Consider the following 9,865-nt stretch of genomic DNA (forward strand, 5'->3'; position numbering starts at 1 on the left):
GGTACGCAGCAAACAGAATAACTGGCAAAAAGTTAACGAAAAACCCGTTAAGGAAGAAGTTTGGTCGTTTGCAGCTGACCCCGCCAAGTCTGGGCGACTGTATTTGGGTGTTTCCCCGGCTATGCTGTACCTCAGCGATGATGGCGGAGAAAGTTGGAGGGAAGTCGAATCGATTCGAGGAATTCCGGGATACGAGACTTGGACTTTTCCTCCACCGCCGCACATTCCGCACGTCCGCTATATTTCTCCCGACCCCCAGGTAGCTGGCGGTGTGTACATCGCGGTGGAAGAAGGCGGCATCTATCACAGCATTGATGGGTGTCAGACGTGGAAAAGTCTGAACGAGGGACTGTATTGGGATGTGCATACGGTGATTCCGACTCTCAACAGTCTCAGGCTGTATGCGACGACAGGCAAGGGTTTTCATCGCAGCAGTGATGGCGGACTGCACTGGCAATATTCGATGAATGGGTTAGATCGCAAATATACTGTTTCTTGCGTAACGATGCCAACGCAACCGCAGAAGGTGTTCGCAGCAGCAGCGGCGGGGCCACCTCCAACTTGGTCTAGGGGTGCTAATGTGGGGATATATCGCAGCTATGATGGCGGTGAGAACTGGGTGCAGTTGCAGGAGAGTTTGCCAGAACAGTTCGATCGCATGGTGCTGTTAACGATCGATAATGCTGGCGATATTTGGGCTGCAAGTGGGGATAAGGTTTTCAGCAGTTCGGATGATGGTGAAAGTTGGCAATTGGTGGCCAAAGATTTGCCGAATGTGCGATCGCTTGCTATATATACGAATCTACAAGCTAATTCTTGACAGAAATTCGGGCACTCCTTGAATACCCAAATTAAGACTCAATACTGCCCCCGCGCCCGTACCTTCTTCATCCCGATTATCGCCACCAGCTGTAGTGATGTAAAGATCGATTTTAGAGCCCTCGGTCTTCTTGCGATCGCTCTCCAGTCTGATTTTCTATTCTTGTTGTGCCTGCATTCCTCAATATCGATAAATCTGCTTGCGCCGTAGTAAGAGGTTTGGTACCGCTGCATAAGCCGGTTGTCAATTCAGCGTCTTCATTGCCAGCATAAACGAGGTACTCTTTACCTTTTTCAAAATTGTAGCCGCAACTGGCGCTAGAACGAGATGTCATTACTACAGCTTGTCTGCTAATTCTACCTTTCCAAACTTTGGAAACTTCAAATGTAACTTTCACTTCTGTAAAAAGTCGATCGGCTTCGTTGTCGTTATTTGGTTGGCGATCGACTGCACGCTGACGCACAACAATATCGGTTACTTTACCAGCAAAAACGGCTCTCGCTTGTTGATAGCTTCGTCTGGGGTTAGCGGGAAGACAACTACAGGCATCGGCAGGATTGGCATTTAAAAGCATTAATAAGCTGGCAGCAACAAGTAGGATTTTTTTCATAACTTACACCTGATGATAGGGGTCGTTCAACCGAAAGCATTGACCTCTACTTCACAGGGAAAGTTCCGCTGCTTTTTCCGGGATTCTGACTTGCTGCTTCTGGCTTGACAACCAACAATTGTTAAGCTTGCCCATAAAGCAGCAATTATGGGTTGTTTTTTGGCTTTTCTAATTTGTCGAATCCAGGTTTTCGTTTGCATATACCCTGCTTATTTGGGGACTGGAATGCCACGTAATTAATGTCTCATCCAAATAGGAATTTTCAGGACGAGGGAGACAAATTTCCGCCGTGGAGCGGCGATAGCTGCTAGTGAGCGGATTCGATCGAATTATTTATTACTTAAGATAGATGCAATCGGTAATATAATAGCATTGTATGATGGTTTTTTGCTTTAAGCAGGAGATATACATGGTGCAAAGTCAAGAGCTAGAAGTGTTGCATCCCAAACTTCTGGCCGATGTCGAAGGTTTGCGGGGCCAGAAGGAGCGGTTAACGCTGTCTGCAATGGCGGAACGGGGCAATTTGGTTGAAGGGCAACTTTACACAACCAATGTGCAAGAAGTTGCCAAAACGCTTCAGTCGGTGTCCAAACCACGGGGAGATTAGTTTGTCGGCATTCTGCCCGAAACGGGTGAGGTGGAAGCGATCGACCTAGTGGAAAGAAAGAGTGGCGATCGCCGAACTGCAAACCTCCCATCCCGGATCTGCCGTTAGTTCCCATGTTACGCTCAGTATGGAGGTAGCTTATACTATTTTGTCTTATCTGCGATCGCCTAGTAGCTGATTAGACAACGCAGACCAAAGACTATATTTAGCAAAACAACAGGGTAGCAATCAAATTATACATTCTTATCGTGGCAATTTCTGACACTATTTAAATGTAAGAGAGACTTATGAATTTAGCTTCTGAAGTTCAGATATTTGGAGAATTTTTGGCAGAAATACCTGCCAGCAACGAGTATCTCACACTCAACTTTTCTCCGCATTCCGCTCCCCGCAAACGTCGCTGGCAACACAACGGTATATCGGCAGATTTCTTGGGCGACTACTTTGCAGCTTTTTTTCCGGGCGAGCCGACTGAAGACAGCAAAATCAACCGCAAAGATACCGTCAAAGGAATTGTCAGCTATATTGCCAACGAGCTTTTGGAAAATGCAGTTAAATACAGCGATGAGTCTGCCAATCTGCCGATCGGCATTACTTTATATTTGTACGAACACGAACTGATATTTAATGTTACAAATTATGCTAACCGGGAAAGGGTGGAAAAATATCAGGACTTTATCCGGGAATTGCTCGATTCCGATCCGGATGAGTTCTATACCCGCCAACTGGAAAAAACCGCGCTGGGAAACGGCGAATCCAATATGGGCTTGCTGACCACGATCAACGATTATTCAGCCCGCTTGAGCTGGAAATTCGAGCAGGTGGATCGGTATCCAGACATAATTCATGTAAGCGCGATCGCACGTTTAGCTGTCTAAACTTTTCCATCTATAATTCTAATCGGCAGACAGGTGCGAGCATCCGAATATGCCATTAGAGTTAGGATTGAAAGTTGAGTAGTAGGTACAATTCTTTATGGCAAGGAGTACGGAACTGGTGGAAATCAAAACCGAGGACTATTATATCTGGCACGACCCGGAAACCTCAACAGTGTTTTTTCGGGGCTTCCTGCGATTGGCTGGTATAGAAGAATATAAACCTGTCATGGATTTGTTGCTAGGTGCGCTCGAAAAATCTCCCAATTTCACCATTAACTTGCGCGAGCTGCAATTTCTCAATAGCTCCGGCATCAGTATGCTATCTATGTTTGTGATTAAAGTGCGGGAGAAAGGCAACGTAAATCTCGCTCTCCAAGGTTCAGAAAAGATTCTTTGGCAGACCAAATCCTTAAAGAACCTCCAACGCTTGATGCCTGGGTTAAAAGTGGAGTTTGCTTGATGGGATATGATGAACGCAGAGCAAATCACCAATCGAGAAGCCGCACTTTTAGCGGAGATAGAACGTCTCCGCCAAGAAGTGGCTCACCTAAAACAAACTAATAGCGATCTGGAAATTGCTCTGCTTACGACTATAGAACATGGCGATCTCATAGAAGCCGAGTTGCACGAATCTAACCAAAAGTTGCAGGCAGAAATCGGCGAACGCCAGCTGGCACAAGCAACGTTACAAGAAATTTTAGAAACGGCTTCTCAAGATAAGGCTGACCTGGAAATAATGCTTCAGACGACAAGAGAACACGGCGATGCAGTGGAGTATCAGTTATATACTCAAGCCGTGGAAACGATGCGCCAAAGCGAGGAGCTATTTCGGGCGATCTCCGAGTCCACATCTATTTTGATGATTTTGACTCAGCAGCAGAATGGGATGATTTCCTATGCCAATACAGCTTCCAGCGAGATGCTGAAAATCGATGTGCAAACTTTGATCGGAACAAAGGTGCAAGCATTTTTTGCCAATCCGGATGACGAGCAAAAAATCAACGATTTGCTGTCAGTGCAAGGCCATGTACGGGATTACGAAATGCAGGTGAAGAGACAAGATGGTAGCCTGTTTTGGGTATCGGCTTCCGTGCATCCTTTGCGTCTTGCGGAAGTGTCAAGTTTGCTGACAACACTATACGATATCAGCGATCGCAAAGAAGCAGAATCTGCCTTGCGTCAGTCGCAAGAAAAACTGCAAAAGCAGGCACAGCAATTGGAACAGATAGTGGAACAACGCACCCAGGAACTGCGACTTTCTGAGGAGAAATATCGCAGCATCTTTGAAAATGCGATCGAGGGGATCTTTCAAATGAGTGGGGACGGACGCTATTTGAATGCGAATCCCGCATTGGCAAAGATGTACGGTTACGAATCTCCTGCGGAATTAATTGCCAGCGTCAAACATATTGGTAAGCAACTATACGTGCAACCCCAGAGATGGGAGGAATTGCTTGCTTATTTGAAGGGACTCGATTCGCTTAGCGGGTTCGAGTCACAAGTTTACTGCAAAGATGGCAGCACTATCTGGATATCAGAAGATGTCCGCGCAATTTACGATCGCGATGGTTCTTTGCACTATGAGGGAAGCGTGCGCGATATTAGCGATCGCAAGGCGGCGGAAGCAGAATTGCGCCAGCAAAGGTTTCTCTCGGAACGGTTGTTGCTCAACGTATTACCTCAATTGATTGCAGAAAGGTTGAAACGAGGAGAAAAGACGATCGCAGAAAACTTTGCTGAAGTTACAGTTCTGTTTGCCGATATTGCCAACTTCACCCAACTCTCTTCCGAGGTATCTCCAAAAGAACTGGTAAAGTTACTAAATGATATTTTCTCTGCGTTCGACTTATTGGCAGACCGACATGGTGTGGAAAAAATCAAAACTATTGGGGATGCTTACATGGTGGTAGGCGGATTACCCAAACCCAGACCAGATCATATCGTTGCCATTGCTGATATGGCATTGGATATGCAGCAAGAAATCCTCCAATTCCGTACACCAGGCAACCAACCTATTGCGCTGCGAATTGGCATTCATACCGGCGCTGTGGTAGCTGGAGTCATCGGTAGACGCAAACCCATTTACGACCTGTGGGGAGATACGGTCAATGTTGCCAGTCGTATGGAATCTCAAGGAGAACCCGGACAAATTCAAGTCAGTCAAACAGTTTACGAACATCTCCAGAAAAACTACCGCTTTCAGGAACGCGGTACTATTTCCATCAAGGGGAAGGGATTGATGAATACTTACTGGTTGCTCGGTCACAAAAAGGCGAGAGACTTTCGATCGACCTCCGTTACAAACGAGTGATTTTTACAGATTAATTATTCATTGTTGATAGTTAATTGTACATTGCGCCGCGTGAATTTTTCCCTAATCAAAAAGTCCGTTTGCATCGATAGTACATGAATGATGTTAAGGATTGTCTACACCGAATCATTATATATAAATTTGTTAAATTAGTGGCAGTTAAGGGCAAACATCGAGTAAATTGGCGCACAATAGCCAAAAATTAGCCAAGAGTATTTTCCACTAGAGGACGCTGGAAATGAAAGCAAATTACTCGCTGAGTAACTCTCTAATCGCAGTCAATAGTCCGTCTGTTCTAGACTTAATTATTAACTTCGGTTCTGAAGATGAAACGCAAAACCAAGCACCGCGTCGTCCGCTCAATCTCAGTTTGGCGATCGATCGCTCCAGTTCGATGGCGGGACAGTCGCTCCGATACGCGATTCAAGCAGCTCAAAATGTTGTCGATCGTCTCGCACCAGACGATATTCTTTCTGTCGTTATTTACGATGATAACGCTGAGACAATTATACAACCACAGCGCGTCGAACAAAAAGCTACTATTCGTACACAAATCGGCAAAATCAAAGCTGGTGGATGTACGAATTTGCATGGCGGTTGGCTAATGGCTTGCGATCTGGTAAAGTCCCGTCAATCTACAGAAAAAATCAATCGCGTTTTGCTATTAACTGACGGTTTGGCGAATGTGGGGATTAGCGATTCTCCTACTTTGATTAATCATGCTAGGCAACAAGCCGAACAAGGAATAATTACAACAACTTTAGGATTTGGCAACGGATTTAATGAAGATTTACTCATCGGTATGGCAAATGCAGCCGGGGGAAATTTCTATTTCATCCAATCGCCTGACGATGCTACCGATGTATTCCGAATCGAACTGGAAAGCCTCACTTCTGTTGTAGCGCAAAATCTTACGGTAATGCTGCAACTGGAAACAGCAGTACAGAGTACGGCGATTATTAATAAGTACCGTTCTACCTTTTCAGACAAAAAGATTGAAGTTTTTCTTGGGGATGTTTACGGAGTAGAAAATAAACCTTTAGCGGTAGAACTTTCCCTCGCTCCATTTTCAGATATCGGCGTGCAGAAAGTTGTTACAGTTTCCTACAAATATCAAACAGTTGTAGATGGGAATATCCAAGAAGTTAGCGACGAAATACCCATTAATATAACAGTTGGAACTGCTGAGGAAGCCAACAGCGTGCAGCCGGATGCAGCGGTAGTTGAGCAAGCGAGTAAATTGAAGATTGCCAAAGTGAAAGATGAAGCGATCGCACTCGCCGATAAAGGAGATTATACCACAGCATCGCAAAAGCTTCGCAAAACAATCGAAGATTTGAAACTCAAATCATTGCACGAAACCTTTGAAGTTGCCGAAGAAATAGATCAGCTAGATCATTACGCGCAAAGCATAGAAAACAGAAGATTTGATAATACGATTCGCAAAGAAATGCGCGATCAATCTTATCAGGCGCTGACACGCGATCGCGGCGATCTGAAATTGCGCGGACTTGCCGGATCTGCCAGCAGCTTACAGGCAGTTTCCAGCGTCGATCAAGGCGTTTTGGTGCAGTGCTTCCGCGAAAGCGGCAAATTGAGAATTCGCGTTATTTCTGATGGATACAATCAAGATTTCAACGTGCAATTTCCCCGCAACATTCGCGAAGAAGGAGTTACCTACATTGTTGATGAAATCAATTTATCTGCTGACGGAAGTTTTTATCGCGCTTCCGGTAATATTCGCCGCTTAGTTAAACCCGGAGAAGAACGCGCCGCCTCTCAATATAACACATCTACTGCCAAAACACCCAAACGACAAAAACTCAACGCACCCACTTCTGCTGCTGACTTGGAAACCACAGATAGTATAGGCGATGGAGTGCTAGTGCAGTGCGTGAAAGAAGGTAGCAAATTGAGAGCGAGAGTTGTTTCCGATGGGTACAATCCTAATTGGAATATCCGCTTTCCCCGCGACATTCGCGAAGAAAATGTTCTCTATGTAGTTGATGAAGTGGAAGAAGCGAAAAACGGGGGGTCTTATGTTGCTTATGGGAAGATTAAACGATTAGTGCAATAGATAACAAAACCACCAGGGGTTTATATCATGTTCGGTTGCATCGGTAGTGGCAAAAATTTGCGCTTACATCTGTGTTCATCTGTGTTTATCTGTTTTCATCTGTGGTTAAATTTTAACCAACGATTCTGTGCAGACAATCCTCAACATCATTCTTACGCTAACGATGCTACCGGACACGATATTAAACCCCCGGACTACTTTTTAGGCTACCTGTAGTGTCTGTGGCTCTGGTAGAGGCTTACCCATTTGCTCATAACCATACACCAAATCTTCTAAAACTTCCTTGGCGTTCTCAAGTGCTTCTTCGTATGTTTCACCGTGAGTACGAGCGTATTTCCCCCACTCTGGCAAACTAGCAACATACACTCGATCTTTCTCAGACCACTGAATCAAAATGCTATATTTCATTATTCATCACCTTGCTTTAACTGCTCTAGTTCTTCCAATGCTTCTATTACATCTTTCTCCTGGTAAGGCTTTGCATCTTTGCCATCTTTTCCAGAGAGGACTACAGGATTTGGCAGAAGCGGGTGAATCCAGTAAGAATGACTGCCTTTTCCACGTTTGGGCAAAAGCGTAAATCCTGCTTTCTGCAACATCTGTTTCAATTCTCTAACTTTTTTAGGCATTTGCCATCATAAGACTTTTTTCAATAAAACTTGAAGTGGGGTACTTAATCATTAGCCAGTCTTTGCACAAAATCTTGATGTGACTGACTTGCTAAACCCTGCTGCAATATTTCTAAAACCTTGGCTAAATTTCCAGCTAATAAAGCTGCTTTATCCAACCACAACCCAGGAAAGACTTGAGAGCAAATTACACCATCAGCATTTGGCTCAACTTGAATATATTCTCCGGCATTTAATCTAAACCAATCGAATTGGCGATCGTAAACTCGCCAAACTAAATATTCTTGTACTCCATTGCGACGATATACTTTCATTTTTTCATGCAAATCGAGAGACGCAGTAGAAGCCGCAATTTCTACTATTAATTCCGGCGCACCTTCCACATAATCATCGTCGCAGATGCGCGATTGTCCACCCTTTTCTATCCTCAATAAAGCATCCGGTTGCGGTTCGTTATCGGCATCCAGACGCACCGTTGTGTTATCGAGTGTTTCCACTCCAGGCGTAGCTACTTCGTAGGTTCCTAACCAGGTCATAATACGAGAATGGGGTTTACCATGATTTTTTGCTCGTACAGGAGATGCCATATAAACCATTCCTTCAATCAATTCAGCTTTTTTTACTTCCGGCATTGCTTCATAGCGACGCTCAAATTCAGCGCGGGTGAGCTTGTCGCCATTTTCTAAAGGAGGAATGGTTAAAGGAGGGGAAATCGCGCCAGAAGATATCATAGTTTTTGATTCGATCGCACTGTGCTAGATACTGCCAATTGTAGCAAAGATAAGTAAGATTTGGAACTTGATATCGCAAAAATATTGTTTAATGAGAAAATCTATTTTTTACATATTGTTGCAGCACAGGATTGAGAGTAAAAAAACTTGTCTTACCCTGTTCTTTTGCATCCAACAAAAACCGCCTTCCCAAAGATTGCATCGCATTCAATAAATCTGAAGTCGATAATTCTACTGTCTTGCGAATTTGCGGTAAAGAAACGGGTTCTGTTTGATTGGCAAGTTGGATCGTAACTGCTTGTTCCTGCGGAGTTAGTCGCTGAAATTGTCGGTCTAACTGCGCTTGCAAGGATTCGCACAATATCGGCGCGTCGCATTCGTTGCATTCTAAGAATTCAGAAACATTACCTCTAAATAACTCTTGGATCGTGGTGGCGGTGAACTCTAACCAGAGAGGATTTCCTTGATAAGCATTAATCAAAGTTTCCCAACTCTCTTCATCTGATAAATTATGCTGTCTGAGAATTTGTTTAGCTGCTACGCCTAAGCTACCCAATAGGAAGGAATGCACATAATTATTTACTCTTTCCAGTTTAGCGACTTCTCTAGATTTTTCCCAACTTATTAATAGTATGCAACTTTGATGACAAACTTCGGCTATTTGTTTAAATAATAGGTGATAATCTTCATATCCAGATTTATATTGACCTGCGAGTTGTCCGCTGCTGAAAAGCATTTGTAGGTCATCGAGGACAATCAAACAGCGATACTTGCGTAGGTAGTTGATGAGTTGGGAAAGTTGCGCTTCGATCGCCTGCGGTATTTCTCCTTCCTGGGAGAAGATTTGCAGCAGATTGGTGAGGATTGCATCTGGCGTTGGCGAAAAGCGGAGACTGCGGTAGATCAGGTAATCAAAATTGGTTTTGATTTGTTCTATGAGTTGCAGTGCGAGGGTAGTTTTGCCAATTCCGCCGATCCCTAGAAGTGCGATGAGACGATCGCGATCGCGCACTATCCAGTTTTCCAGGGTGGCGAGTTCGTGGGTGCGATCGTAGAAGCTGAAGATTTCCGGTGCGTCGCCTAAGTCGATGTGCGATCGGGTTGGGGTTTGTTGCGGTTGTTGCGTGACTTGTGGAAGTTGGGATTTTTTTGAACAAATATTGAAGTTATTAACTGTTGCATTATCGCTAGCTATAGTTTGT

At 44.5% G+C, this 9,865-nt stretch carries 13 protein-coding genes; 7 read left to right on the forward strand and 6 right to left on the reverse strand.

Annotated elements, in window-relative coordinates; all coding sequences use genetic code 11:
• Positions 1–820: exo-alpha-sialidase (locus tag H6S82_RS08130; protein ID WP_191056135.1), on the forward strand; the 820-nt coding region annotated here is incomplete at its 5' end.
• 112 nt (positions 821–932) lie between these two features.
• Here the strand turns inward: H6S82_RS08130 and H6S82_RS08135 are convergent.
• Both H6S82_RS08135 and H6S82_RS08140 read right to left on the reverse strand, forming a co-directional pair.
• Complete coding sequence (locus tag H6S82_RS08135) at positions 933–1,430, reverse strand: hypothetical protein (RefSeq protein ID WP_190464035.1); 498 nt, start codon at positions 1,428–1,430, stop codon at positions 933–935.
• Between the two features lie 26 nt (positions 1,431–1,456).
• Complete coding sequence (locus tag H6S82_RS08140; RefSeq protein WP_190464036.1) at positions 1,457–1,630, reverse strand: hypothetical protein; 174 nt, start codon at positions 1,628–1,630, stop codon at positions 1,457–1,459.
• 209 nt (positions 1,631–1,839) lie between these two features.
• On the opposite strand from H6S82_RS08140, the gene H6S82_RS08145 reads away from it, so the two are divergent.
• The 6 genes from H6S82_RS08145 to H6S82_RS08170 all read left to right on the forward strand — a co-directional run bounded on the left by H6S82_RS08145 (position 1,840) and on the right by H6S82_RS08170 (position 7,519).
• On the forward strand, positions 1,840–2,037 hold the full coding sequence (locus H6S82_RS08145) for a hypothetical protein (RefSeq protein WP_190464037.1): 198 nt from the start codon (positions 1,840–1,842) through the stop codon (positions 2,035–2,037).
• Between the two features lie 287 nt (positions 2,038–2,324).
• Positions 2,325–2,915, forward strand: coding sequence for an ATP-binding protein (locus H6S82_RS08150; RefSeq protein WP_190464038.1), 591 nt, complete (start codon positions 2,325–2,327; stop codon positions 2,913–2,915).
• Between the two features lie 97 nt (positions 2,916–3,012).
• Positions 3,013–3,375, forward strand: coding sequence for a hypothetical protein (locus H6S82_RS08155; protein WP_199315223.1), 363 nt, complete (start codon positions 3,013–3,015; stop codon positions 3,373–3,375).
• A 6-nt stretch (positions 3,376–3,381) separates the two neighbouring features.
• Entirely contained in the window at positions 3,382–5,226 is a 1,845-nt protein-coding gene (locus H6S82_RS08160) for an adenylate/guanylate cyclase domain-containing protein (RefSeq protein WP_242056859.1), read from the forward strand.
• A 238-nt stretch (positions 5,227–5,464) separates the two neighbouring features.
• Positions 5,465–7,303: a VWA domain-containing protein gene (locus H6S82_RS08165; protein ID WP_190464039.1), complete on the forward strand. Its 1,839-nt coding sequence runs from the start codon at positions 5,465–5,467 to the stop codon at positions 7,301–7,303.
• A 27-nt stretch (positions 7,304–7,330) separates the two neighbouring features.
• Positions 7,331–7,519 carry a hypothetical protein gene (locus tag H6S82_RS08170; RefSeq protein WP_190464040.1) on the forward strand — a complete coding sequence of 63 codons (189 nt, stop codon included), beginning with the start codon at positions 7,331–7,333 and terminating at the stop codon, positions 7,517–7,519.
• Here the strand turns inward: H6S82_RS08170 and H6S82_RS08175 are convergent.
• The 4 genes from H6S82_RS08175 to H6S82_RS08190 all read right to left on the reverse strand — a co-directional run.
• The gene (locus H6S82_RS08175) at positions 7,505–7,711 is read right to left on the reverse strand and encodes a type II toxin-antitoxin system HicB family antitoxin (RefSeq protein WP_190464041.1); all 207 of its coding nucleotides are present in this window, start codon (positions 7,709–7,711) and stop codon (positions 7,505–7,507) included. The genes H6S82_RS08170 and H6S82_RS08175 overlap by 15 nt on opposite strands.
• Positions 7,711–7,932, reverse strand: coding sequence for a type II toxin-antitoxin system HicA family toxin (locus H6S82_RS08180; protein WP_190464042.1), 222 nt, complete (start codon positions 7,930–7,932; stop codon positions 7,711–7,713). Before H6S82_RS08180 ends, H6S82_RS08175 begins: the two co-directional genes overlap by 1 nt.
• A 44-nt stretch (positions 7,933–7,976) precedes the next feature.
• Positions 7,977–8,663, reverse strand: a complete 687-nt coding sequence (locus tag H6S82_RS08185; protein ID WP_191056136.1) for a Uma2 family endonuclease — start codon at positions 8,661–8,663, stop codon at positions 7,977–7,979.
• A gap of 88 nt (positions 8,664–8,751) precedes the next feature.
• On the reverse strand, positions 8,752–9,865 hold a 1,114-nt coding region (locus H6S82_RS08190; protein WP_191056137.1), incomplete at its 5' end, for an AAA family ATPase.

The organism is Planktothrix sp. FACHB-1355 (assembly GCF_014748295.1).
Classification (GTDB): Bacteria; Cyanobacteriota; Cyanobacteriia; order Cyanobacteriales; family Aerosakkonemataceae; genus Aerosakkonema; species Aerosakkonema funiforme_A.